The following is a 25,652-nucleotide window of genomic DNA, read 5'->3' on the forward strand; positions in this document are numbered from 1 at the left end:
AAACAATATAAAATGCGAAGTCAAACAATAGAGAGAAGATTTGGTGATGCAAAAGAGCAGCATGGTATGCGATGGACGAGATATAGAGGACATGACAAAGTTTCCATGGATACCACGCTAATTTGTGCTGCCATGAATCTTAAAAAAATAGCAATGTGGTTAGTAAAAGCTCCGGTAATGGTCTGAAAGACCACTACTTTTTGAAAAATAACTATATAAATAAAAATAAACAAACCTTACGCATTAATTTGCGAAAGGTTTGTCAACGTTCTGAAGCATCCACCATTGAGTGGATGCTTTTTATATGAACATTCAAGTTAATTTACAGTAGGATGAGATGTCTTAAATTCTTCCTCTAATTTACCCAAATGTCTCAATGTAGGCGTAAGAGCCGCAAAGAAAAAGCCTTCTTTCAACTTACGTGCCTGTGGTGCTTTTGGAGAATAGGCTCTTGATCCACCATTTACCATAGACGCTTGATTTACTTCTAAAAGTAGATAGCCAATCTCTTTTTTAAGACGAATAAGTTCTCCGAAGTGATTTTGTAAATCATTTTTAGCTACGAGATTATAAAAATCTTGTTTGATTAGTTTGTATTGTGATTCAAAAGCATTAACATCATATTCTAAGTATTTATTGATACCATTTTGTGCGTCTGAAAATTTATGAATTAAATCTAAAGATGCACGAACAGAGCCTATACCAATAGGAATTTGTAAAGTTACAAATTGAGGTCGAATATCAGAAGCAAATGTTTTTGCATCATGAGTGATGATTTGTTTTTCTGGAATAAGTACATTATCCATAGTTATAGCAAATGTTGCTGAACCATTAACACCCAGGAAGTTTGATTTTTCATCTAGTGTAATACCATCTTGATTCGCGTGTACAATGAACATTACTAATTCATCATCATCTTCAGACTTCGAAATGGCACCAAAGTAGTGCTCTGTTCCAATATTACTAACTGCAGGTAGTCGGCCATTGACATAAAATTGGTTGTCCTGGTAGTGGTGAGATAAGTTAAAAGATTCTAAATCATTAAAGGATTTCATAGGATTTGATAGGCCTGTTGCCCCTAATATATCACCATTTAATAGTGATTTTTGTAAATCATGATTTAAATGAGGTTGACTTGCATTTTCTAAATATGTTGAAAATGCAAGCTGGCACCATAAGCAAAATCCTGTTGTTAAACATGATTTAGAAACTGCTTCAATAACCTCTAAATTATTTTTTAAATCATTCTCTTTAAAATAACCGTCTCTAAATAATGTTTGTATAAAATTTTTAGGATAATGTGTACCTTCGTCTATTTCAATTAGATATGGATCTAATTCATTTTCAATAAGTGCTTGTAAAGTCATAATAACCGCTCCTTTATTCTCCGAATCGTCGAAGTATTAATGTTTCTAAATAACTAATAAACCGATCTATGATAAAACCAAATAAACCAATAAAAAATATTGCTGATAATACGTCTTCCAAGTTCAACATGTTTCTTGCATCTACAATCAAGAACCCAAGCCCTGATTGTGCGCCAATCATTTCTCCAGAAACTAAGAAAATCCAACTTGTACCTACAGCCATGTGAATACCACCCATAATATGTTTGAAGGCACCAGGAAATAAAATATTTTTATAAAGTTGCCAACCTGTTAAGTTGAGATTTGACGCTATTTTTAAATATTGAGGTTCGATGTTTCTAATACCTTTAATTGTGTTGAAAACAATCGGAAAGAAAGCAGCGATAAAAATAATTGCCATCGCGGGCAAACTTCCGATACCGAACCATAAGACAACGAAAGGTGACCAAGCGATTGGAGATATGGGTCTGATTAATTGTAATAGTGGTTCTATTGCATCAAATAACATATTAATACGACCTAATAAAAATCCAATTGGGACACCTATTAAAATGGCAAATCCAAAACCGACGATGAAACGAAATAAACTTATAAATAAATGAGGGAATATTTCCCCGGAAATGATGAACTGCCAAATACTTGAAGCAACAAGCCAAGGACCAGGTAGCAGTATAGGTTGATAATGACCTATCCAAATGACGCATTGCCATATAAATAAGAAAATAATGAAGCTAACAATAGGTAAAGTGAATTTTTTGGTTATAGTCTTTGTCAATGCGCGCTATCCCTCCTTGTATAATGTTGGATCAACGAAGTCTTTATAATCGGGTGTTTTGAATAATTTATGTTCATCTAATAGTTGCGTGATTTTATTGTAGCCATCTTTTTCAAGTGTTAAATCACCATAAGAAGTCCATTCTGCTGATTGTGTTAACACTTTTTTATCTTGTTTAAAATATTTATTCATGACATCGACACTAAGCTTTTTGTTGTTCATTTTATAACCAGCTTGTTTATAATCACTGACGAAAGTTTTTGCTACATGGTGATGTTGATTAATTAAATCTTCTCTAAGTACAAGAGCACAACAATATGCATCAGGTATAACGTCACTACCATGTTTAATCGTATGTCCTTTGCCTAGTTTTTCTCCTAATGCTCCAAATGGTTCCGCTACGGAATATCCTGAGATACGGTGTTCGCTTAAAGCTGCTGGCATTTCTGCTGGAGCCATTTCATGGTAGCTAAAGGTATCGTCATCTAACTTAAGTTGTTTACGCATTTCTTCTAGAAGTAGGTAATGCGTTGAATAACGATGTGGTATAGCAAAACTATACTCTCTATGATTATGAAAGTCGGCAGTTGTTTTATCTTTTTGACCCATAATGACATTACCTTCATGGTGTCCAAGTGCGACAGCTTTAATATTAGAACCCTTTTCTTTTGATTTCATGGCAAGTTCGATTAAGGTAGATGCACCATCTATTTTCCCACTGTTCAAAGCGTCCATAAGATCTGGCCAATTATTAAACTTTACAAGTTCCAATTTATAATTAGAATGTTGGGTTTGCTGTTGTATTTGTTTTGTCATCATCAGATTTGCTGAATGTGTAATCGGTAAATAACCGATTTTTATAGTTTGCTTTTTATCATTTTTTTGCTGATTGTTACTATGTGTGCAAGCAGACAGTAAGATTAGGAATATTAGGGAAAGGATAAAAATTTTTTTCAATATGCGACCTCCTTATAAATAATATTCCGGCTCTGCCATATGATGATTTAAGGCGAATTTTTCCATAATTGTGTTTCTAATACTCAATAAGTGACTATCATTACGATTACGAGGGTGAGATTGCTTAATCTTGTATTGATCTATAATTTTGCAACCATCTCCAAGTAAGACTATATTGTCAGACAGGTATAATGCTTCGTCTATATCATGCGTTACTAAAATGATAGTAGCTGCAGTCTGATTCTTTAATTGAATCAATTGGTCTTGTAATTTATACCGCGTGAATGCATCTAATGCGCCAAGTGGCTCATCCATTAAAATGACATTAGGACGATGAACTTGTGCTCTACAAAGCGCTACACGCTGTTTCATTCCTCCAGATAATGCTTCAGGGAACACTGAACCTTTATTATTTAGGTCGACACTTTTTAAGTGATTGTTAATCTCCTCATTGCTGATACGATGAGTTAAACCAATCCGTATATTATCGTATATATTTTTCCAAGGGAAAAGATTGTGATGTTGGAATATCATTAAGCAATCTGGTGAGGGTACTTGTTTAGTTTGCCCATTGATACTAACAGAACCAGATGAGGGTGTCAGGAAACCACCGATAATATTTAATAAAGTAGACTTGCCGCATCCACTTTTACCGATAAAAGTGACAATCTCACCTTTATCTATATTGAGTTCGAAGTCGTTAATAACTGTATTGTCTCCAAATTGATGCTGAATTCGATTAATATGAATCACTGTACACACCTCAATTATTCCTATCTTTTTAGTATGGATTAAATTTATGTTAAAGGGCTATGCATGCACATAGCCCGTGAAGTTATTGATTATAAACTTTTAAAAAACGAATGAGTAAAGTCAAGACTATAAGGAATACAATAGCTAAAGCTATTGTATTAAGAATAACTAATCTCAATTGCATTGAGAAAGACTATAAGGAATACAATAGCTAAAGCTATTGCATAAGAACTACTAATCTCAATTGCATTGAGAAAGACTATAAGGAATACAATAGCTAGAGCTATTGCATAAGAACTACTAATCTCAATTGCATTGAGAAAGTAGTTCTTTATATTTTTTCGATGTCGTCGATAGGTGTGTCAACAGCTTTACGTGCACGACGTACTGCATCTTCGTCGGGTGCATCGTACATACAAATGCATTTTGTCATATCTTCACAAACGTAAGTGCGTTGGAATTGTACTTCTGGCACTTCTTCATAGTGAACTGAATTTTTCTTTTTACGCGCTAAATATTGATCCATTGTAATACCTTCTGGAATATTCCATGTTACGAGATAGTCTATTTTTGGATCGCCTTTTTTTACTTCTTCCAATTCTTTACCTACTAAACGTACTTCTTTAACTAAATTTATATTAATAGAAGCCTCTTCTAAAAATTGTTTTGCTTCAGTATCACTATTTGCTTCTACAATGAAATAACCATGTGTTAGGTCTTCAGTAGCTTGAACTTCAATTAGTGTAGGAACCTCACCTGTTGTTAGATGGGCAGCTTTATCTTCTAGTTCTTTTTTATTTGAGGCAAAGGCCAAATCGTTTGCTTCTAATAAGTATAATGTCATAAATCTTAACCTCCAATAATTAATAATACGTGTATAATACATTAATCCTTATCAGATTACAAGGATATAATATTAAGTAATTTAAATTTTCTGATAAATTATAAAAATAATATATAGTTCATGCCTATTTCAAAGCAAATGAAGGGGTTAAAAACATAAAATAATTCATGTTTTTAGCTATTCAAAAAACCTACAAGTAATTCAGGATGTGTTAACTGAACTTCTTGTAGGTTGGTTATATTTATAATAAAACAGTCGCTAATATTGGAGCTACGATTACAACAATAACGCCAACAATGACCAGTGAAATAGATGCCATTGAGGCTTCTGTTTCACCGAATTCCTGTGCAGATGAAACACCTAAGGAATGTCCGCTAGTACCAAGTGCCAAACCACGGGCAATAGGATTAGTGATATTGAATAATTTAATTAGTTTAGCACCTAATGCATAGATAATCACACCATTTAGAATAACTGCTAATGATGTTAATTCTTTGATACCACCTATATCAGCTGAAACTGGTAAGGCAATAGCAGTTGTCGCACCCTGTGGTAACATAGATGCAATGATACTATTAGAAAATTGGAATGCTTCTGCGATTAGATAGATACAAACAAGAGCAGCGGTTGTTCCAACAGTGATACCACCTAATATTTGCTTCCAATATTTTTTTAAGACATCACGACGTTTATATAGAGGTATTGCAAAACATATTGTCGCTGGTTCTAAGAAGAAATTAATAATGTCTCCACCGATTTTATAATTTGCATAGTCAATACCTGTAATTTTTAAAAAAGCAATTCCTACGACCATGCTCACAAATAATGGTGTGAATAAGAAAAAGCCATTTGTTTTTTTGAATAAAAAAGTTGCGATGATAAAAGGTATCAGAGATAGAAGAATACCAAAATAAGGTGTGTTAATCGCTAAATGTTCCATCATAATTCATCCTCCGCTAATTGTTTGTGTTTTGATTTTCTCGGAATAAAAGATTTTGTAATAAGCATTTGTGAGAAAAAACCTGTACATAACAACAAGAGTAATGTTGAAATAATAATTAATAATGTAATTAGGATTGGACTTGTACTTAATACACCTAATGAATTTATGACTGAGACACCAGCAGGAACGAATAAGAAACCAATATTGTTCGTTAATGTAGTACCAACAGTTTCTACTTCACCGAGTTTAACAATACCTGTACATAAAGCGACAAATAATAGGACGAGTCCTATAACTGAAGCTGGCATTGGCACTGGCATGAAACTCTCGATGACATTCGAGATAAACATAATAATAGCTATAACCAGTGCTTGATGAAAAAAGTTATATGTTTTAGAGCTTTTATCTTTTGTGCTGTGTTGTTCTTTTTCAACTTTCATTTTTAAGTTGCCTCCCAAATTGATCTTAAGTCAATTATAAAATGAAAGCGATTACGAATGTGCGTTTTTAATGTGACTTACGACACGCTAGAGCTGAAATGCATTATTCGAAATGTGACTATCAATTTAAGCCCATCATTTGTTTAAAAGGCTTCATGTATGAGCGACTAACTTGGAACTTTAATTGATTTGTCATCGTAAGTTGATAAGTATAATTGAACCAATGTTCAATCGTTTGAATATGCAATTTATTAATCAGTGTTGCGCGATGAATACGCATAAAGTTTTGGGTTTCAATTTTCTTTTCATAATGGTTCAAAGGCTCTGTCGTTTCAAATGCGCCAACCGTTGAATTTATAGTGGTTATGCCATTATTAACAGAAATTGCAATGATATCATCTAAATTAATAATATGAATACGTTCATCGACCTCTATGGGGAGTACTTTGCTGTTTTTTTCTTCTTGTCTGTCACGCATACGCATAGAAGAGGTCACATAAATATCGTTATGAAGTTCGTTGGATTGACCAATGGCTAATTCAACCTTATGAACTGCTTGTGCAATACGCTGTTGTTCAAAAGGTTTAAGAATATAATCTATGGCGTCTAGTTCAAACGCTTTGACGGCAAACGTATCGTGTGCTGTTGCAAAAATAATAAAAGGTGCGTGCTTCATTTTCTTTATTTTATTTGCCAAATCTAGTCCACTTTCGTCCATCAAGTTAATATCAAGAAAAATAACATCATAATCGTCGTAAAGTAGCAATTCTAATGTTTCAGAAACATTGGCTGCTTCATCAATTTTTTCAAATTGCCGAATTTGATTTAGCAAATAGTTTAGTTCATTACGTGCTAGGGGTTCATCGTCTACAATGATTGCTTTCAAATTTTTTCCTCCTCTGAATTATGGTAAGGAATAGTACAACTTACTATAGTACCCTGTTGATTAGAATGAATTTGAAGGCTTGCTTCATAGCCAAACAAGCCATCTAAACGACGGTTTAAATTTTCTAGAGCACTTCCTGTACCAGAATCTGAATGTACACTTGTTTTGCCGATTTTATCTAGCTTTTCAATAGGAATGCCGTGACCATTGTCGGTTACGGAGATGACGAGGCCGCTGTGTACTTTGTGTGCGTTTACAATAATTTTGTTATCGTATTTACGATTTTTAAAAGCGTGTTTAATAGCATTCTCAACGAGTATTTGTATTGCAAAAGGTGGCACAAGAGCGCCATAACAAGTATCATCTATATCAAAAGAAACATGGAAACGATCAGGGTATCGTGCTTGTTCTAATGATAAATACGATTCTACTTGCTGTAACTCTTTTTCTAAAGAAATGGTATTATTTCGTGCACCTTGCAAATTTGATCGGAAAAATTGACTAAGTTGTAATAGTAACTCGCGTGCTTTTTCACTATCGATTCTGACTAATGCAGAAATGGTATTAATTGCGTTAAAGAAAAAATGTGGATTAACTTGTGCCTGAAGCGATTTTATTTCAGCATCACGTATTAATGCACTTTGTGTTTCTGCTTGACCCAATTCCAGTTGGCTTGAAAAAATTTCTGCAAGGCCAGTTGCCAGTTGTTTATCAGAAAAATTCACATCATATTTGTCTGTGAAATATAATTTCAAGGTCCCTACAACATCGTTTTTGACACGCAATGGTACAACTATGGCCGCTTCTAGAGGGCATCCAGGATGATTACATCCTATTTCTTCACTGGAATAAGCTTCCTTTAAAGTTCCGGTTTGAATCGCTCTTTTAGATAAATTTGTAATGATTGCTTTTTGCGCAACGTGATGATCGCTTGCTGCGCCGACATGGGTCAAAATATCCTTGCGATTAGTAATTGCAACTGCAGATACACGCATCAAGTCAAGAATAATTTCTGCTGCTTTTTTCGCTGATTGTTCATTTAAACCTGAGCGGAAATAAGGCAACGTTTGATTAGCAAGCTGTAATACATCGTGTGTTTGTATTGCCCGTGTTTCTTCTTCTTGTTTAATTGTGGATAAAATGATAGATAAAAATATAGCCGTACCGATGGAATTTATAGAAATCATTGGAATAGCGATAAGTTTTACCAACGTCCAAGCATGTTCAGTATTATCAGAAAATATAAGTATACAAAGCATTTGAATAATTTCTGTCGTGCCTCCAATTAAAGTACCTTTTACGATTGTAGGATAACGGTTAGCACGCATTGCCTTATAACCAAAATATCCAGAAACAAGTGCTATTACTATTGAAGAAATTAAATAAATATAGGCATCTGCGCCACCAATATAAACACGATAAATACCTGAAATTAAAGCAACTGCTAAAGCTACAAATGGGCCACCGATAAGTCCTGACACACCAATTGTCAAAACACGTGTATTTGCTAAAGAAGCATCAGGATCAAGATGATTGTAAACTGTTCCGTTAATGATTTCATCACCACGGATTTGTATACCAGTAAAGTTTGAAATCATAGAAAAGCAACCAAAGATAATAATTAATTGCCATTGAGAACGACGGCTATCACGCATGTTCATCATTGATTTAAAATGATTGATATTCATTAGAATATAGGCTATAAGAATGATTAAGCCTACTCGTTCAAGTAAAAGTATAAATAAATTTAACATAAAGCACCCTTATTTTAGTTTGTCTGTATATATTATACAGAAATTTTTAAAGTATTGTTATTTTGCAAAATAATAGTCTTCTAAATGTATTTTGGTACGCGATAAAATTATGAAAATTGAGTAATAAAATTACTTCTTATGTTTATAAATACACGTATAACACTGTTTTTTAGCAATATTTATAGCTAAGTGTTATTTTATTTATATTGAGTTTTTAAATATTTTGTGAAAACAAAAGAGTTTATTTGATAATAAATCAATTAAATGTTTGTTAATTTCACAAATAATTATAGCTTAATTTTATTTTAAAAGATTCATTTTGAAATAGATATAGACTTTTTTAGAACATATTGAATTTGAGTTTAAAAAAGTGTATAGCTATTTTGAAGTGATGATGAGGTATTTGAGATATAGGAGGAAAAAGAATATGGCGTCATCGCAATCATTTGAAGGAGATAACAGGCTGCTCTTTGGTATATTTTTAGGGGTGATTACTTTTTGGTTATTTGCACAATCACTTGTAAATATAGTACCAGACTTACAGTCCTCATTTGATACAAATTATGGGACAATAAATGTAGCTGTCAGTTTAACGGCATTATTGTGCGGTCTATTTGTAGTTGGAACTGGGGGATTAGCTGATCGATATGGTAGAGTCAAAATGACTTATATTGGATTGTTGCTAAGTATTGTCGGTTCACTACTTATTATTATTCCAGGATTTATTCCCTTATTAGTAGTTGGCAGAGCCATACAAGGGCTTTCTGCAGCATGTATTATGCCATCAACGCTAGCAATCATTAATGAGTATTATATAGGAAGTAGGCGCCAACGTGCCCTTAGTTATTGGTCAATAGGTTCTTGGGGAGGTACTGGTATTTGTTCATTATTTGGAGGTGTGATGTCCACCTTTATTGGTTGGAGATCTATTTTTATCATTTCTATTATTGTAGCTTTAATAGCTATGTATTTAATGAAACATGTACCAGAAACGAAAGCAGTACAAACTAAAGAAATGAAACGGGCAAAATTTGATGTTTTAGGACTTGTCATTTTGATTATTGCAATGTTGAGTGTGAATTTAATCATTACACAGGCTTCCAATTACGGATTGTTCTCGCCAATTATTTTAACATTAATGCTCGTATTTATTATTGCAATGATTGGATTTTTATATTATGAAATAAAAACGAAAAATCCACTTATTGATTTTAGAATATTTAAAAATAAAGGTTATACCGGTGCGACAGTTTCTAATTTCTTATTAAATGCTGTTGCAGGAACATTAATTGTTGCAAATACGTATTTTCAATCCGGTTTGCATTTTACATCATTTCAATCTGGTGCAATGACGATTACATATCTTGTTGCAGTACTTGTAATGATTAGGGTTGGCGAAAAAATACTTCAAAGCATTGGACCAAAGCGCCCAATGTTAATTGGTGCAGGATTAAATGCTATTGGTATTATTTTCATTTCACTCACATTTTTACCCACACCATTGTATATCGTGATGTGTATACTTGGTTACTTAATCTATGGTGTTGGTTTAGGTATGTATGCAACTCCATCAACAGATACTGCTGTTACAACAGCGCCTGAAGATAAAGTGGGCGTTGCCTCAGGCGTCTATAAAATGGCCTCGTCTTTAGGTAATTCATTTGGTGTTGCCTTATCAGGTACAATTTTTACTGTTATGACAACTACTGCGAATATACATGTAGGCGCAATGTTTGGATTGCTATTCAATGCAGCGCTAGCGATTATTGCGTTTATAGCAGTGTTATGGTTAGTGCCCAAAAGTCAATTTAATAATTAAAATATTTAGTACACCCGCTTTGTGAAATAAAACAAAGTGGGTGCTTTTTTATTTTTAATCATTTTAAGTCAGTTGGTAGTTGTTATTTGTTATTTGTATATCTGATTGCGTTATTTAAATTAATAATACCAACTTTAGTTTATAATTCATTGATTGTAAAATTCAAATCGGTATATAATTTGGTAAACGCTTACATAAGGAGGGGACAATTTGACTAAATCATTATGGCAAACATATGAAGACAGATTGACGTTATTAAAACAGTTAGTAAATCATCAAAGTATAACCAATACTGAAGGTGAATTATCATTTCCTGATTTTTTAAAACAATTATTGTTACAGCTTTCTTATTTTGAAAAAAATAAGTCACACATTATACTTGAGACTACAGAAGATGGTAAAGAAGCAGTCATTGCATTTTATAAGGCGCCAACATCATCTAGTACAATTGTGTTAATCAGTCATTTCGATACCGTGGGCGTAGATGATTACGGTTCACTTAGTGAGGATGCCTTTGACCCTGATGCGTTAAAGCGTCATTTCACACAAAATAGCAGTTATCTAAGTGCAGATGCTAAGGAAGATTTGCAAGATGATACATACCTATTTGGTCGTGGTGTAATGGATATGAAAGCGGGGTTAATGTTACATTTATCATTACTTGAACTAGCGAGTAAAGAAGCGTGGAACATCAACTTAATATTAGTATCAGTACCTGATGAAGAGGTCAATTCTACAGGTATGAGAAAAGCAGTTGAAACCATAGCTACATTAAAAAAAGACTATCAACTAGATATTAAATTGCATTTGAATAGTGAACCTACATTCCAACAGGCAAGTGCGGATGAACAGCATTATATCTATACTGGTTCCATAGGGAAAGTTATGCCTGGTGTTTTGTGTTATGGTCAAGAAACACATGTTGGCAATCCATTGGATGGGCTAAGTGCGAACTTTATGATGAGTTATATTAATAAAGCGATTGAATACAATCATTTATTTAATGAAACTTTTGAAAATGAAACAACGCCTTTACCAGTTTCACTCATGATGAGAGATATCAAACAAACTTATGATGTTCAAACTCCTTTTAGAACTATGGGGTTATATAATATGTTTCTGTTTAAGCAAAAGCCAGCTGATTTATATAGACAATTTATAGACGTTGTTATCAGAGCTATAGAGCATTGTGAAAACGATTGGCTTTCAATATTAGAGAGTGAAGATATTGAGTTTGAAACCAAGATAAATGTACTCACTTTTGAACAGTTAAAGGAATATGCAATCAAACAACATGGAGAACAATTTATTAATAACGAAATACAACAGGTTATTAAATCAACAAGACAGCTTTTTATGCAGAGCATCAACGTTACTGATCGATTAATGCAAATTTGTAGAAATATTACGCCTGCAGTGGTGACATATTTTGCGACACCATATTATCCAGCAGTTAATGTTTCATATAACGATCAAATTGAAGAAACAATTGAATTGGTTACAGAGGCGTTGTACGAACAATTTCAACGTAAGAGTATTCGTGTTCATTATTTTAATGGTATTAGCGATAGTAGTTATTTAAACTTTGCTGGTGATATGTCACAAATGATTACGTATGAAAAGAATGCCCCAAACTTTAATGAAACTTATATAATCCCTTTTGAAGCAATTAAAGAGATTAGTGCACCGACGTTACTGTGTGGTCCTATCGGAAAAGATGCACATAAAGTAAGCGAACGATTGCATAAACAGAGTGCTTTTGAAGAATTACCCTTTGTACTAGAGAAACTAGTTAAATCATATATTTAATTATATATGGGTTGAGTATGATATAGATATTACGATATATTAGAATTATATGTAAATGTAGAACCATATTAAGAAAGTAGAGAGGTAATTCTATGATAGAGGCTTATAAAGATTATTGGAAAAGATATATAGATTTTAAAGGTAAATCAAATCGTTTAGAATTTTGGACGCCAGTATTGGTACATATTATCAGTATCTTTATTATTGCATTGATTGGCGCATTTAGTTTTATTGTTGGCATATTTATCGTGGCTGCAGTCCTATCAGCATTAGTCGGTCTTTTTATAATAGCTAATATCATACCTATGGCTGCAGTAACATTGCGAAGATTTTATGATGCTGGCAGAAAAAGAATGACGGCTATCATATTAGTTGTACTTTCAGTAGTGGTTAATATTGTATTTGATATCATTCAAGTGGATAGCATAGCTATTGTATTAAATGTTATTTCCGTAATCTGTACAATTATATTAATAGTAGAAACATTATTACCATCACAACATGTCGATGATTCACAATTAAAATGGTTATAATATATAAAGGGTAGGCGCTAAAATCAGATTGAGACGTTTTGTTTCTGTACGCGCCTTTTCTTATTCTTAAATAAAAAGAAGGCGTATTTTTTACAATAAATTATCTGAATTTTCATTGTTTTCAAAATGGATCATTCTATAATATAACTAAAGGAGGGATTATATGGAATGGCTAAAATTAATAGGCATTTTAATTATTATTTTAGGTTTTTTATTTAAATTAGATACAATTGCAGTTATTTTGATTGCAGCAGTAGTGACCGGACTTGTATCAGGGCTAGATTTGTATGCAATATTAGATACGTTAGGAAAGGCATTTGTAGATAATCGCTTAGTTACATTATTTATATTAACATTACCTATGGTTGGATTAATTGAAAGGTTTGGGTTGAAAAAACAAGCTTCAAATATGATTGGGAAGGTTAAACAAGTGACAAGTGGCCGATTGATGACGATTTATTTACTAGTAAGAGAAATAGCCGGTGTAGCTTCGATTCGCATAGGCGGTCATCCTCAATTTGTGCGTCCTTTGATTAATCCAATGGTACAAGGTGCGTTGAGAACACGTTATAACTTAAAGGAAAGTGAAGTAGATGCTAAAGATATTGAAAAAATAAAAGCACAAGCATCTGCAATGGAAAATTATGGTAATTTCTTTGGGCAAAATTTATTTGTCGGTGCAGCTGGTATATTGTTAATGGTAGGAACTTTTCAATCATTAGGAATTAAAGTAGATGCTGTGCAACTGGTATTAGCTTCTGTCCCTATATCAATCATCGTATTACTAATTGTATGGGTAAATAATATAAGATTTGATAAGTATTTGGATAAGAAATATGGTACAAAGCAGGTGAATAAGGATGAGTGAAGGAATTTTAAATAACATTTTAGAAATTTTTTACATATTAATAGGACTTCAATTACTTTATACTGCTTTCCGAATACTTAAATCGTCTGACCATCATAAGAAATATGGAACGGCATTATTTTGGATATTACTAGCTACAACCTTTATCGCTGGTCCATACATACCTAATGCACTCAATGGTGCATTCATAATAGCGATGGGCTTACTTACATTGTTTAAGCAAGTTACAATTAAAAACATTGTAGACGTTACGGATAAAGAAGGAAATAGCGGTGCACAAAAATATGGAAATAAGCTATTTGTTCCTGCTGTTATATTAGCCATTGCTGCAATTGCAGTTTCAAATTGGACACCATTGGGAGGTGCAATTGGTCTAGGTGTATCGTCCATTTTAGGATTAATTGCAGCATATATTGTGATAAAACCTAAAATGAGATATGTGTTTTACGATAGCGACCGATTAACGCAACAAATTGGCACAGTAGGAATCTTACCGCAATTCCTTGCAGCACTAGGTGTATTATTTACTGTTAGTGGTGTTGGAGACGTTATATCTAAAGGGATTTCCACGGTACTGCCAGAAGGTAATCATTTAATTGGTGCAGCAGCATACATATTAGGCATGGTACTGTTCACTATGTTAATGGGGAATGCATTTGCAGCGTTTACTGTTATTACTGCTAGTATTGGTATACCGTTTGTCATTGCACAAGGTGGCGATCCAGTTATTGCTGGGGCACTGGCAATGACAGGTGGATTCTGTGGAACATTATTAACGCCAATGGCTGCTAACTTTAATACATTACCTGTAGCTTTATTAGAAATGAAGGAAGAATTTGGTGTGATTAAGGCTCAGGCGCCAGTTGCGATAATCATGATTATAATACATATTGCACTAATGTATGTATGGGCATTTTAGTAAACATCAATTTATAGGAGGAAAAGTAAAAATGCGAATTTTAATAACTGGTTTCGATCCATTTGGTGGAGAACATATTAATCCAGCTTTAGAAGCAGTAAAATTATTGCCAGATAAAATTGCGGAACATACGATAGATAAATTAGAAATTCCCACAGTTTTTCACAAAAGTAAGGATATCCTTGTGTCTAGATTGAAACAATATGACTATGATATTGTTCTTGCAATTGGTCAAGCTGGTGGTAGATATGAATTAACACCGGAACGTGTAGGTATAAATGTAGATGATGCACGGATTGCCGACAATGAAGGCAATCAACCTATTGATGAGCCAATACAACCCAATGGGGAAGCAGCCTATTTTTCAAATTTACCGGTAAAACGTATTACCGAGGCAATTAAAGCACAAGGCGTTCCTTCAAGATTATCTAATACAGCGGGTACTTTTGTTTGTAATCACATTTTATATCAATTAGGTTACTTACACGCAACGCAATTTTCAAACATAAAATTTGGTTTTATTCATGTACCTTTTATTCCTGAACAAGTTACAGATAAACCAGAAAAACCTTCCATGTCATTAGAAACTATTCGAAAAGGATTAAACGCAGCTTTAGAAGCAATTATAGAATCAGGCGATGATATAAAGGTAGCTTTAGGAGAAACGCACTAGTTTATAATGAATTGTAGGCATCTTGTTTAATAACGAGTATGGGATAGAAATCTGATTATGTTAAAAAGATTTTGTCGTTCCACCTCGTCAAGGATGACTAGAATAGAATGTAGTATAAATGGAATACCTGAGCTTTGGCTCATGCATAAGGCCCACTAACTCAATAAATTGAGAAGTGGTATAGAGGAGTACCTGAGCTAAAGCTCATGCATAAGGCCCACTAACTCAATAAATTGGGAAGTGGTTTTAAGGAATACCTGGGCTTTGGCTCATGCATAAGGCCCACTAACTCAATAAATTGAGAAGTGGTATAGAGGAATACCTGAGCTAAAGCTCATGCACAAGGCCCACTAACTCAATAAATTGAGAAGTGGGCCTTGTTGTGTGAGTACATTTAATTATCATGTTCTGTACGTGTAAAGTTCATACGTATTTCATTATATGTTTTACCAAAATAGGTGGGCTTTTTCTCTTCGGTTTTATTAAAGCCAATTTGTTCATAGAAATGGATTGCGTTAGTATTTTCTTCAACTACCCATAAAGTTACATTATCTGGATATGACAATTCTAATGCACGTTGTGTCAATGCGTAGCCAATCATATGACGTTGATAAGCTTCTAAAAGATACAAGGCATAGATTTCACTCCAGTCGTCTGATGTTGACATGGATGCCGTCTTACCATAAGTGATAAAGCCAACAATTTCATTTTTTACTGTTGCAACAAGTGTAGGCAAATTATGCAAAGAGGACTTTTCTATAAATTGTGCTTTATTGAGATTTTCTAGAAAATCGTTTACAGATATATGATTATAAGTGCTCAACCAACTCTCGTAATGGACATTCGCTTTACCATGTCTATCTTCCTCGGTCAACGCTCTAATTGTAAATTCCATGGAATGCCTCCTTCACATACTAAATTGATATTATTATAGCATCATTATTTTTGAAAAAGAAATTTTTCAATTCATGAAAGTATGAAAATAGAAGGAAACAATGTTAATACATAAATCGACACAATAGCATAATCTATTCATGTGTCTGATCCTTTAATTTGGTTTGAAGTTTAACTGCTTCACTGCGCGCAAGTTTTCCGTAATGCGCATGTGCAAAATGCATTTGGATAATTAAAAACAAACCGCCTATAGTCCAATATAATCCTAAAGCTGAAGCCGACTGTAATGAAATATAAGTAATAAATATAGGGGAAAGTATCATTAAGACATAATGCGTTTTTCTTTGATTTTTGGGATAGTGAATTGCATTTACTAAGGGTTGAAAGAAATATATGACTGCTGCAATGATAGAAATCCATAGATTTGGTTCAGTTAAATTAAACCAAAGGAAGTGGGGATGGCTATCGATACCACCACCACTCGGGAATTTTAATGTAATAATTAAGCCATATAAGATTGGAAGTTGAATTAATATAGGTAAACAGCCAATCATGTTTTTTAAAGGGTTAATATCGTATTGTTTATATGTATGCATCAAAGTTTTATTTGCTTCAATTTTTGCTTCTTGCGTGTCAGCGAGTTTGACATTTTCTTTCAAAATATCAAGTTGCGGTTGAACTACTTTTGTTTTTTCTCGCATCATGTGCATATTTTTAACTTGTAATATCATAAAAGGAAGTAAAAACACTCTAATAATTAAAACAATCGTAATAATTGCTAAACCATAATTTTCGCCGTACATATAACCTAAACCGTGTAGTAGCATATCGATGGGTTGTACAAATAGGATGTTAAAGATGCCTGTTTGATGATTTTGGTCCTGTTGCGTACGGCTACACGCAGTTAACAGCAGAGGGATACTAATAATGAATAGCCATCTTAAACGCATTTTTTATTTCCTCCAATTATTTTTTATACAAATGTAACTTTAACACAATTAAATGTTTTATTTAAGTGTTTTTAAAATACCGAAGGATTGGCCATCACTTTTAAATAGGAATAACCTAAAAACATCGTTGTATCTATGCACCAAAAATTGGTGAGACACAACGATGCTTAACAGGTTTATTTAGAGGCCCAAATGATTTCATTATAATTAATATTTTCTCGTACTTGTGCTGCCACTTGTTTATCCACTTTGTTCTTTTGTACGAGTTTGTCTAAAAATGCCCTTTGCATATATAAGCCCTCTAGTTTATGTTCTTCTGTAATTGAAGCGGGAGTTTGATTGTTTTTATTTTGATTTTTTCTAATTCTATGCAATCTATTATAGTACTGATTTAAAACGATATTAACTTCTAATACATTGTCACTTGTTTGCTCAGTCTTTAAACGTAAAGCAACATTGTGATGTACTATGCGCATGACTTTCTTAACTTCTTGGAAATTAGATTCAAATTGTTTTATCTGTGATGTATCCGCATGTTTTTTTGCTCTTAACCTTAAAATGAGCATCTTAATAATCACTTTGAATTTATGAACCGCAGATGATTCTTTATATTGTCTAGAAGTTTCTAATGCAGAACGATAGTTTAAAATCGTTTGACGATCTACTTTGTTTTGAGAAACTAAGCGATCTAATGTATCGGTCTCTTCTTCGTTTGCAATATCTTCAAGACGTTTCATTTCGATAGCGTTATTATCGTCTGGAGACATTTGTAGTAAGAAGAATAATTCTTCAAAATAATCAGATATGACAGTGTTGTAGTTTATAGATTCATTTTCTTTAGATTTCACTTTAAAATGTTTAATTACATTCTGTACAATAAAAACCTTTGCGGCAACATAACTCATTGAATTTGACGTCACCCGTTGTTCAGATGGTGTGATTAATGGGAGTACAATCTGTGCCATGACTAAACTAATAAGAACCATCAATGATGCTATAAATAGTAAGTCATTTTTAAACGCAAAGTTTTGTTGTTGTGCCAATAATGTTGGTAATGTTAATGCCATGGATAGCGAAATCGTACCGTGAATGCCACACATTGTCATTATAAATGCGTAATGAATACGCTTTGGTGGTGCTTCTTGATGGTCATTTAAATAAGATTGAATGTTATTTGGATAGTAAAACTGTTTGAACAAGATAAAGACCCAAATAAAACGAAATGCATAGATAGCTAAGGCGATAAGTAAGGTGGTTAGAATTAAAAATTTAATGTTTTCTGGTTCCTTATTAATTATTTCGGAAACGACTTTTGGAACGATGAAACCTAATACGACGAAAACAAAACCATTGAGCACATAGCTTAAGGTACTCCATATTTGATTATAGTTCATTTGCAATTCTGTTTGTGCACGTATTAATCGATCTCGTTCGAAACCATGAATTAAACCAGCAATTACGACAGCTATAATACCTGAAGCGTGTAGCATTTCAGCAATGAAATATACTGCAAAAGGAGTTAATAGCTGAATGAAAATCATGGTATTACTATCCTTAAGTCCTTTATTCATCGACAAATAAATACGTAAACGTACAATTAACATGCCAAAAACTACGCCTATAACAATACCGATAATAGTAGAAATGATAAATTGTTCAATTGCATCAAACGCAGAAAATGCACCTGTAACTAAAGCAGTTACAGCAATTTTAAATGAAATAATACCGGCGGCGTCATTTAAAAGTGATTCACCTTCAAGAATTGAGAGTGCGCCTTTTGGTAGGATTTTCCCTTTAGTGATAGCTTGAACTGCTACTGCATCGGTTGGGCATAAAATCGCAGCTATAGCAAAGGCAGCTGGCATGGGTAGTTCTGGCCAAAGCCATGCGATAAAATAACCAACACCAATAACGGTAGTAAATACAAGTCCCATTGCCATTAAAATAATTGGTTTGCGATACTCCAATAATTTAGTTCTTGATACATGTGTACCTTCAACAAATAATAACGGCGCAATTACGGCCATCATAAATACTTCAGAATCAAATTCAAAGTGCAAAGGAATGGGTAGTATGTAAAGGCAGACACCTAATGCAATTTGCACGAATGCCATGGGAACTTTAGGGAATTTATTATGAATAATTGAGCTGATAATGACAGCAATGATAAAGATTAAAAAGGCTTCTAATAATAGCATAAGTACTCCTAATTATAATTTGATTAGTATATTTTACCATTATATAAAAATCATAGATAGTCATAAATTGAATGGTAAAAAACTTAAAAAATAATATCAATGGAGCACTTAGGCGCATCGTTTAATGCTGTTGAGCCGTTTATGTCATAATGGTGATGTTAAGATTGTAGAGGAATGTGATAAATATGAAAATAGGTATTATTTCGGATTTGCATATTGATAGACATAAATCATTAAAACCAAAAGATTATGAGCGTGAGCTGATAAAGGTCATGTTTCAAAAACAAATAGAATTATTACTTATAGCTGGAGATATCTCAAATCATTACAAGTTAACCCATGAATTTATTGAATCTATTGAAGCACAATCACAAATAAAAGTGTTATTTATTCCGGGAAATCATGATTTCTGGTCATCTGATACAAATGTAACATCTGCGGAAATTTTAAATTATTACATGGATATGAACGCATGTTTGATTGGTAAACCTTACAGTTTAAATGCGAATTGGGCAATTGTTGGGAATACGGGGTGGTATGATTATACGTATGCAAGTCCTGAATTTTCACTTGAGCGTATTGCGCGTAGAAAATATTATGGTGCAACGTGGCAAGATAAGGTTAAAATCGATTGGCCAATAGAAAATAGAAAATTATCTAGAATTGCAGCACGCCAAGCAACGCAGGATATTGAAAAAGTTAAACATAAAAACATTATTTTAATGACACATATTGTGACGCATCCTAAATTTGCTGTACCGATGCCACATAGAATATTTGATTATTTTAATGCTTTTATTGGCACGTCAGATTTTAATGAAATTTATCAACAATATCCTATTCGTTATAGCATCATGGGACATGTCCACTTTCGAAATGAATTCGAAGAACGCGGGGTCACGTATATTTGTCCATGTTTGGGATATCAACGTGAGTGGCGTTCAGATGATCTAGCAACAGAAATAAAGCATGCGATGTCTACCCTTGATATATGAATGTTAAAGAAAGCAATGTTGAAGTAAATTATCTGAATATGCTCACTTTGTTAACGAGTGATTAAATGATATTTTTTAATATATTTATATTAATACACAGTTCTGTTTTTGTTATTGGTTGTTTAGTATAAATGAAAACTCATACGACCAGGTGCGTCGTAGCTTTGTTCTAGTTTGGTTTTATTAATTTTTATCAGTTGATATTTATTAGGAATTATAGCGGGAATGACAAAGGATTTCCCTAAGTGTGACCATAAAGGATCGATATAATAGTAATGTTGCTCATCATAACCAACGAGCACTGTAACATGTATATTCGCTACTAACTTAGTCGGTTGATCATCTAACTGGTAAGTTCGACGATAAGGTCTTTTACCAAGCACGGTATGATAGATTACTACGGGTTGTCCTTGATCTAGGATATTACATAAATCCGTTAATGATTGGCCGGTGCTATCAACCACGTGATTCGAATAACGCTTTAAATGAGGGACGAGTGCCGTTGGAAATATTGTTTGGTGATGACCCAGTTTTATCCATAAATGGTGGCCAACGTAACCTTTATATGGATTATTTTTATGTTTTGGCCAGTGACGCATAATTTCCGTTGCTGGAATTTTTAATTGATTAAATTGTAATATCATTGCTGCAGATACGCCTTCACACCCCATCACCATAGGTATCGGAAATAATTGGCTGATTGGTTTAACAGATAAAATATTTGAATTCATGATGAAAATCTCCTAGTGAATTTTACTTAACAAAAGATTGAGTCAAGTGAATTGTTATTATTATATATCTATTCACAAAAGTTGCCTATTAAGATGCTTGCACATAGAAGAAATCGTTCATAATAGCTATTCTCGCTCAATTCTGGTTATAATAGCAAAAAAAGAAGGTGGGGGGATTTGGATGAATTATAGAATAGAAACATTACCAACACTATCGGTAATAGGTGAGAAAAAAGTATATGCAACAGGTCAAAAAGCACAAGAAAATATTTTTATGTTCTGGATGGCATTTGATGAAAGCGGAAAAAAAGATCAACTAATACAACTTGCAAATGATCAATTATCAGGACTGCTCGGTGTATGTAAACCCCATGATAATGGAGAAATGCATTATTTGATAGGTGTGACGAGTGAGATTAATGATGACAAGTGGCAACACACCGAGTTGGATGGTGGCAGATACTTAGTATTTGACGCTGAAGGCCCAGTGCCAGAATCTATAAAAAAAGCAATGCAACAGATTAACAAAGATATTTTACCGAATTTGGAATATGAAATAAGACATGCGCCATTCTTTGAATTATATAAAGACGGCCCAATCAGAGAAGATAATTACGTCACAGAAATATGGTTGCCTATAGTTTAATATAAAAGGTGAGACCATGACATCCTTTTCATGGTCTCACTTTTTATGATTTTAAATTAATTATTTTTTTGCAAAATAAATGATTTTAAGGAAATTTCGAGTAATATAATTAATACGGCTGTAATGATAATAATTGTGAGGTACGGCATGACGCTATATTCTCCTTTTAAGCCAACAAGTGGAGACATTACGCCGCCTAATATAAATTGGAATAGGCCAAGTAAACTCGAAGCATTCCCACTACCACCAGTTCTAGATTCCATTGCTAAAGTAAAACTTAATGGTCCAATCCCAGTAACTGGACACACATTTAAGAAAAAGGCGAGTAACAATACCCAAATAGGTAAATGGAATATAAGTGTGAAACAAATTAAGATGACACCAGTAATTTGAATCAGTGTGAGTAATACTAATAGTAAGTACCGGTTAATATATTCTACTAACATTGCTGTTAATTGACTCATAATAATTAATCCGACGCCATTAATTGCAAATAATATACTAAACTGTTGTGGTGTCATGTCATAAATTTTCTGAGTAATAAATGGTGCAGCTGATGAGAAACTAAATAACATCACATATGTTAACCCTTGTAATAGCATGGGTATGATGAAAGTAGGCTTCTTTAATAAATAACCAAAATCTTTAAAGATTGCTGAAAAGTTAAGGTTTGAAAGGTTGGTACTTCTTGTTTCTTCCATTTTAAGAAATGCGAATAGCAAAATAGCAAAACTAACAAAAGTTAATATCAAGAATATTGCTCTCCAATTAGCAATGCTTAGTGCATAACCACCTATTAAAGGGGCAATAATCGTAATGATGCCATTAACAACCAGCAGAGATGCCAATCCTTTAGCTAATGTCTTCCCCTTATGTTGATCACCAATAGAAGCCTTAGCAATAACGATAGCACCGCCACCAGTTAGCCCTTGTATGAGACGGAGAGCAAGTAAGATAGCCATCGAAGTTGTAAACATTGCTATAAGTGAAGCAACGACATAAAATGAAATAATAATTAAAGCAATTTTCTTACGGCCATAAGCATCTGATAGTGGTCCAAAGATAAATTGTCCAATAGCTAGCCCAATCATTGCAAATGAAAGTGTGAGCTGTGCTTGAGAAACGGTAGTTCCAAAATCATGCTGTACGTTTGGAAGTGAGGGAACATACATGTCAATTGTTAAAGGACCAAAAGTGGTCATTATACCTAACATAATAATAACTATAATAGGTAGTCTGCGATTTGTAGTGTTGTCCATGTAAAATACTCCTTAAAAGTTGCTTTTTAGCGTTTAAATTCTTAACTAGATTATTATCCCACAAGTAAATATAAATGCAATGAGAAAATTTTTGGATGAAAGTGTGAAGTATGTTACGTGATGTCAACTTTGTTATATAATACAATTGATTGTATTCAGGTTTAAATATTACATATATTCCAATCAAGCACGAAATGAACCGATTAATATTTAGAGCTAGTTAAACACTTAGTATTTAATTATAACTTAAAGGAGTAAATTGATGAGCTTAAGTAAAACACAATATGAAGTCATTAAATTCATATTAGTAGGTGGCATAAATACGTTAAATTATTATATTGTTTATTTAATCTTATTAAAATTATTAGCTGTAAATTATTTAGTGAGTCATATAAGTGGGTTTATAGTGAGCTTTGTTATTTCTTATTACTTAAATTGTTATTTTGTATATAAAGTAAAACCAACGTGGCGCAAATTTTTTCAATTTCCTTTAACCCAAGTGGTCAATATGGGAATGCAAACATTACTTTTATACATTTTTGTACAATGGTTTCATATATCATCCGTCATTGCACCGTTTGCTGGATTAATTATCACTATTCCAATAACGTTCGTATTATCAAAATATATCTTAAGAGATTAAAGAACTTGTCATTGTAAAATTGTAACGCGCATGAGTGAAATTTCAATTAAAGGAAGCAGGATAGAAATTAATTTCTGTCCAGTTTCCTTTATTTTTATGCGACTTGTTAATAAATTTTAGGAAAGGCTAAATAAATATTTAAAATAATTATATTAAATAATTTTATAATAAAAAATGTTGTAAATATACTTTTGATGAGTCATAATATATAATCCAATATCAATTAAGGTGGAAATAGAAATGACACAAAGTGAGAATTTAAAAATTGCTCAAAAAGGCGCTTATCTTAGCTTGATTGTATATATTATCCTGTCTATAGTTAAGTTTTTTGTAGGTTATGTATATGACTCAGCTGCAGTAAGGGCAGACAGTTTAAATAATATGACGGATATTATTGTATCTTTAGCTGTAATTATAGGATTAAAAATATCTATAAAACCAGCAGATAAAAATCATCCATATGGACATTTGAAGTCAGAAAATATTTCTACATTACTTGTTTCATTCATCATTATGTTTGTGGGTATTCAAGTCGTTATAGAAAATTTTCCTAGAATTTTCTCAGGTGAGCATGCTACGCCCAATGCAATAACCATTTATGTCAGTGTGATCAGTGGTGTTATTATGATGATTGTCTTCTTTATTAATCAAAAGCTGGCGACACGTACAAATAGCAGTTCTTTAAATTCTGCAGCAAAAGATAATTTGTCTGATGCTATGGTCAGTATAGGGACAGCAATTGGTTTGGTATTTACACAAATTGGCTTCCCAATTATTGATATTATTTTAGCAACAATTTTAGGATTGCTTATTATATATACAGGATTTGGCATATTTAAAGAATCTATTTTCACTTTAAGTGATGGTTTCAATGAACAAGAATTAGAAGCATATAAAAATTATGTTTTAGAAATAGAAGATGTGATTGAAGTACAGACCATTAAAGGACGGTACCATGGAAGTAGCATATTTGTTGATGTAACGATTGTTGTAGAATCTGATTTATCATTGGAAGAAGCGCATCATATTTGCGATAAAGTGGAGCAACATATGCATGAAAAAGGTATCTCCTCAGTATATGTACATCCTGAACCGGCATCAATCCAATAAATATGGGATAGAAATATAATTTAGTGAAAAAAGACTTCGTTGTCCTACATCTGCAAGGAAGATTAGTATAATGGAATACTTGAAAGCTGAAGCTCATTCATTCAATTACTGCTACAATAATAAGAGGCTGAGACAATTCATTTGTCCCAGCCTCTTATTATTATTGTGACTTTGTAATTACCACCAGCCGTTAGCTAAACGGAAATCGATTGCTGCATCGATTGAACCATAACGGTCTTCTGCGTATTGAATCATGCCTTTAGTTTGTTCTTCAACGGATCCTGTTCCCCAAGCTTCTTTAGTTTGCCCTAAACCTCTATAGCCTAATTCATTTACTGCGTCAGGATTACCACTTGATTCAGGCATTACAATGTTATCCCATAATGCTTTTGTGCCACCAGCCTCGATAAATTGACTATACACATCGCTAGTTGATTGAGTTGATTGTTGTACCGGTGTTTCTGCAGCATCAGCTGTTGAAGTTACACCATATCCAGTAGCTGCAATTGTAATCGATGCAAAAGATGCTAATAATAATTTTTTCATAATTAATAAATCCTCCTAATTAATATGCCTGTTTATTTTAAAAAATGTACAGGTTTGAGTCTCTTATCTAAAGTGCTATTTTTATTTGATTTACATACCTTATTTGCTTTGCTTTATTCAACGATTACAACTATAACACCTAAAGTTATAACGTAGGTTACAGCAAAATAAAAAGAAAGTATCTTTTGTGAATAAAGTAATACAATTATTTCAAAACGAATTGTAAATTGTTATAATTTTAATATGTACAAGAAATAGCATTAGCATAAATGTGCTTATAAAAGGATTTATAGAATATGTTTGAAATAAGTTAGCAGTAACATTGCTGTAAACATTGCAA

Annotated in this window: 26 protein-coding genes; 11 read left to right on the forward strand and 15 right to left on the reverse strand. The window is 33.0% G+C overall.

Translation table 11 applies throughout. The annotated features are described in order from the left end of the window. Window positions 1-186: transposase (locus BTJ66_RS07290; protein ID WP_193433024.1), on the forward strand; the 186-nt coding region annotated here is incomplete at its 5' end. 131 nt (window positions 187-317) lie between these two features. Here BTJ66_RS07290 and BTJ66_RS07295 read toward each other — a convergent pair. The 9 genes from BTJ66_RS07295 to BTJ66_RS07335 all read right to left on the reverse strand — a co-directional run bounded on the left by BTJ66_RS07295 (window position 318) and on the right by BTJ66_RS07335 (window position 8,719). Continuing rightward, the gene (locus BTJ66_RS07295; protein ID WP_099090310.1) at window positions 318-1,367 is read right to left on the reverse strand and encodes an acyl-CoA dehydrogenase family protein; all 1,050 of its coding nucleotides are present in this window, start codon (window positions 1,365-1,367) and stop codon (window positions 318-320) included. Between the two features lie 13 nt (window positions 1,368-1,380). Next, a complete protein-coding gene (locus tag BTJ66_RS07300) occupies window positions 1,381-2,142 on the reverse strand; it encodes an ABC transporter permease (RefSeq protein ID WP_099090311.1) in 762 nt (253 codons plus the stop codon). Between the two features lie 6 nt (window positions 2,143-2,148). Next, window positions 2,149-3,099 (reverse strand): ABC transporter substrate-binding protein, encoded by a 951-nt coding sequence (locus BTJ66_RS07305; protein WP_193433025.1) that lies wholly within the window; start codon window positions 3,097-3,099, stop codon window positions 2,149-2,151. Window positions 3,100-3,111: 12 nt separating this feature from the next. Then, window positions 3,112-3,852: an ABC transporter ATP-binding protein gene (locus tag BTJ66_RS07310; RefSeq protein ID WP_099090313.1), complete on the reverse strand. Its 741-nt coding sequence runs from the start codon at window positions 3,850-3,852 to the stop codon at window positions 3,112-3,114. Between the two features lie 331 nt (window positions 3,853-4,183). Beyond that, window positions 4,184-4,696 (reverse strand): DUF4242 domain-containing protein, encoded by a 513-nt coding sequence (locus tag BTJ66_RS07315; RefSeq protein WP_099090314.1) that lies wholly within the window; start codon window positions 4,694-4,696, stop codon window positions 4,184-4,186. 241 nt (window positions 4,697-4,937) lie between these two features. Then, entirely contained in the window at window positions 4,938-5,639 is a 702-nt protein-coding gene (gene lrgB / locus BTJ66_RS07320; protein WP_099090315.1) for an antiholin-like protein LrgB, read from the reverse strand. Continuing rightward, on the reverse strand, window positions 5,636-6,079 hold the full coding sequence (gene lrgA, locus BTJ66_RS07325) for an antiholin-like murein hydrolase modulator LrgA (protein ID WP_099090316.1): 444 nt from the start codon (window positions 6,077-6,079) through the stop codon (window positions 5,636-5,638). The genes lrgB and lrgA overlap by 4 nt, the downstream gene beginning before the upstream one ends. Before the next feature lie 121 nt (window positions 6,080-6,200). Continuing rightward, window positions 6,201-6,965 (reverse strand): response regulator transcription factor LytR, encoded by a 765-nt coding sequence (locus BTJ66_RS07330; protein ID WP_099090317.1) that lies wholly within the window; start codon window positions 6,963-6,965, stop codon window positions 6,201-6,203. Continuing rightward, window positions 6,962-8,719: a sensor histidine kinase gene (locus BTJ66_RS07335; protein WP_099090318.1), complete on the reverse strand. Its 1,758-nt coding sequence runs from the start codon at window positions 8,717-8,719 to the stop codon at window positions 6,962-6,964. Before BTJ66_RS07335 ends, BTJ66_RS07330 begins: the two co-directional genes overlap by 4 nt. Window positions 8,720-9,146: 427 nt before the next feature. On the opposite strand from BTJ66_RS07335, the gene BTJ66_RS07340 reads away from it, so the two are divergent. From BTJ66_RS07340 to pcp, 6 genes are all read left to right on the forward strand, one after another. Further along, window positions 9,147-10,538 carry an MFS transporter gene (locus tag BTJ66_RS07340; protein WP_099090319.1) on the forward strand — a complete coding sequence of 464 codons (1,392 nt, stop codon included), beginning with the start codon at window positions 9,147-9,149 and terminating at the stop codon, window positions 10,536-10,538. Window positions 10,539-10,748: 210 nt separating this feature from the next. Continuing rightward, entirely contained in the window at window positions 10,749-12,347 is a 1,599-nt protein-coding gene (locus BTJ66_RS07345) for a M20/M25/M40 family metallo-hydrolase (RefSeq protein ID WP_099090320.1), read from the forward strand. A 92-nt stretch (window positions 12,348-12,439) separates the two neighbouring features. Next, window positions 12,440-12,880 carry a DUF805 domain-containing protein gene (locus BTJ66_RS07350; protein ID WP_099090321.1) on the forward strand — a complete coding sequence of 147 codons (441 nt, stop codon included), beginning with the start codon at window positions 12,440-12,442 and terminating at the stop codon, window positions 12,878-12,880. A 163-nt stretch (window positions 12,881-13,043) separates the two neighbouring features. Beyond that, a complete protein-coding gene (locus BTJ66_RS07355) occupies window positions 13,044-13,748 on the forward strand; it encodes a DUF969 domain-containing protein (protein ID WP_099090322.1) in 705 nt (234 codons plus the stop codon). Next, window positions 13,741-14,667, forward strand: coding sequence for a DUF979 domain-containing protein (locus BTJ66_RS07360; protein WP_099090323.1), 927 nt, complete (start codon window positions 13,741-13,743; stop codon window positions 14,665-14,667). The genes BTJ66_RS07355 and BTJ66_RS07360 overlap by 8 nt, the downstream gene beginning before the upstream one ends. 31 nt (window positions 14,668-14,698) lie before the next feature. Then, window positions 14,699-15,340, forward strand: a complete 642-nt coding sequence (gene pcp, locus BTJ66_RS07365; protein ID WP_099090324.1) for a pyroglutamyl-peptidase I — start codon at window positions 14,699-14,701, stop codon at window positions 15,338-15,340. Window positions 15,341-15,734: 394 nt separating this feature from the next. Here the strand turns inward: pcp and BTJ66_RS07370 are convergent, their stop codons facing one another. From BTJ66_RS07370 to BTJ66_RS07380, 3 genes are all read right to left on the reverse strand, one after another. Then, window positions 15,735-16,235, reverse strand: coding sequence for a GNAT family N-acetyltransferase (locus BTJ66_RS07370; protein ID WP_099090325.1), 501 nt, complete (start codon window positions 16,233-16,235; stop codon window positions 15,735-15,737). Window positions 16,236-16,368: 133 nt separating this feature from the next. After that, entirely contained in the window at window positions 16,369-17,184 is an 816-nt protein-coding gene (gene yidC / locus BTJ66_RS07375) for a membrane protein insertase YidC (protein WP_099090326.1), read from the reverse strand. A 176-nt stretch (window positions 17,185-17,360) separates the two neighbouring features. After that, window positions 17,361-19,382 carry a cation:proton antiporter gene (locus BTJ66_RS07380; RefSeq protein ID WP_099090327.1) on the reverse strand — a complete coding sequence of 674 codons (2,022 nt, stop codon included), beginning with the start codon at window positions 19,380-19,382 and terminating at the stop codon, window positions 17,361-17,363. Between the two features lie 185 nt (window positions 19,383-19,567). Between BTJ66_RS07380 and BTJ66_RS07385 the strand changes: the two genes are divergently transcribed. Beyond that, window positions 19,568-20,377 carry a metallophosphoesterase gene (locus BTJ66_RS07385; RefSeq protein WP_099090328.1) on the forward strand — a complete coding sequence of 270 codons (810 nt, stop codon included), beginning with the start codon at window positions 19,568-19,570 and terminating at the stop codon, window positions 20,375-20,377. A gap of 122 nt (window positions 20,378-20,499) precedes the next feature. Here the strand turns inward: BTJ66_RS07385 and BTJ66_RS07390 are convergent, their stop codons facing one another. Continuing rightward, on the reverse strand, window positions 20,500-21,108 hold the full coding sequence (locus BTJ66_RS07390) for a C39 family peptidase (RefSeq protein ID WP_099090329.1): 609 nt from the start codon (window positions 21,106-21,108) through the stop codon (window positions 20,500-20,502). A 181-nt stretch (window positions 21,109-21,289) separates the two neighbouring features. Between BTJ66_RS07390 and BTJ66_RS07395 the strand changes: the two genes are divergently transcribed. Then, window positions 21,290-21,754, forward strand: coding sequence for a GyrI-like domain-containing protein (locus BTJ66_RS07395; protein WP_099090330.1), 465 nt, complete (start codon window positions 21,290-21,292; stop codon window positions 21,752-21,754). Between the two features lie 56 nt (window positions 21,755-21,810). Here the strand turns inward: BTJ66_RS07395 and BTJ66_RS07400 are convergent, their stop codons facing one another. Further along, the gene (locus BTJ66_RS07400) at window positions 21,811-23,013 is read right to left on the reverse strand and encodes a putative multidrug effflux MFS transporter TcaB (RefSeq protein ID WP_099090331.1); all 1,203 of its coding nucleotides are present in this window, start codon (window positions 23,011-23,013) and stop codon (window positions 21,811-21,813) included. A 262-nt stretch (window positions 23,014-23,275) separates the two neighbouring features. Between BTJ66_RS07400 and BTJ66_RS07405 the strand changes: the two genes are divergently transcribed. After that, complete coding sequence (locus tag BTJ66_RS07405; protein WP_099090332.1) at window positions 23,276-23,656, forward strand: GtrA family protein; 381 nt, start codon at window positions 23,276-23,278, stop codon at window positions 23,654-23,656. A 240-nt stretch (window positions 23,657-23,896) separates the two neighbouring features. Next, on the forward strand, window positions 23,897-24,766 hold the full coding sequence (locus tag BTJ66_RS07410; protein ID WP_099090333.1) for a cation diffusion facilitator family transporter: 870 nt from the start codon (window positions 23,897-23,899) through the stop codon (window positions 24,764-24,766). A 177-nt stretch (window positions 24,767-24,943) separates the two neighbouring features. On the opposite strand, the gene BTJ66_RS07415 is transcribed toward BTJ66_RS07410, so the two are convergent. Next, window positions 24,944-25,312, reverse strand: a complete 369-nt coding sequence (locus BTJ66_RS07415) for an aggregation-promoting factor C-terminal-like domain-containing protein (protein ID WP_099090334.1) — start codon at window positions 25,310-25,312, stop codon at window positions 24,944-24,946. Window positions 25,313-25,652 lie beyond the last annotated feature (340 nt).

This window comes from Staphylococcus edaphicus (assembly GCF_002614725.1).
GTDB lineage: Bacteria > Bacillota > Bacilli > Staphylococcales > Staphylococcaceae > Staphylococcus > Staphylococcus edaphicus.